The sequence below is a fragment of the Actinomyces sp. S6-Spd3 genome (assembly GCF_000758755.1).
Classification (GTDB): domain Bacteria; phylum Actinomycetota; class Actinomycetes; order Actinomycetales; family Actinomycetaceae; genus Pauljensenia.
In genome coordinates this window covers 1-625 of the sequence record NZ_JRMV01000152.1, presented here as the reverse complement: position 1 = coordinate 625, position 625 = coordinate 1, and the positions used below count along the sequence as shown (strand labels likewise).

Annotated in this window: 2 protein-coding genes; both read right to left on the bottom strand. The window is 50.6% G+C overall.

The annotated features are described in order from the left end of the window. Nucleotides 1–383: type I-E CRISPR-associated protein Cas7/Cse4/CasC (locus tag HMPREF1627_RS00910; RefSeq protein ID WP_034500368.1), on the bottom strand; the 383-nt coding region annotated here is incomplete at its 3' end. 8 nt (nucleotides 384–391) lie between these two features. Beyond that, nucleotides 392–625: type I-E CRISPR-associated protein Cse2/CasB (gene casB / locus HMPREF1627_RS00905; RefSeq protein WP_034500367.1), on the bottom strand; the 234-nt coding region annotated here is incomplete at its 5' end.

Here is a 625-nt window from a genome sequence, read left to right as displayed (position 1 = left end):
ACCTGGGTTTTAGAGAGGAAGAACAGCGTCTTCAGCTCCTTAGCCTTCTCCTCACCATCACCGTCAGTCTCAGTTACGGCTTCCATGCCAAGATCAAGCGGTTTGAATACGCCTTCAGCTAGAACAACTGCCCGCTCAGCTGCCTCTGGGTCCAGTTGAACAATTTCTTTTGCAACCAGTTCAATAGCGCGCTTAGTGCGAGTGCCCAAATACTCTTCCGAAACGAAATCTGCAAACGTCTCGCGGGTAGCTCTCTTCCAAGATTGCGAAGAGACTCGGTGGCGCCTAACACCACCGTATAGCGCAGTCTTTGGGCTTCCCGTCTCATCACGGTTCACATTGGAAGAAGGCAGCGGTTGAATAACGTGAATGTCAATAAACATGAGAGTCCTCACTTGTCAGTTAGTTCTTTATCAAGATTGTTAGATACGTAGTCTCGTGACCAGGCCCGCCGAACCCGTTCCCGGCCAAACGCGGAATCATAGTCGAATAGGTCTTGCACCAACTTGTAGTAGTCGAGCTTGATATTCGCCCCGCGCATCATTGATATGAGAGATGCAATATGGCGAACTAACTCGTCAAACGAGACTGCTGTAGCGGCTGCGTTCATACGCCTTCGCACCCC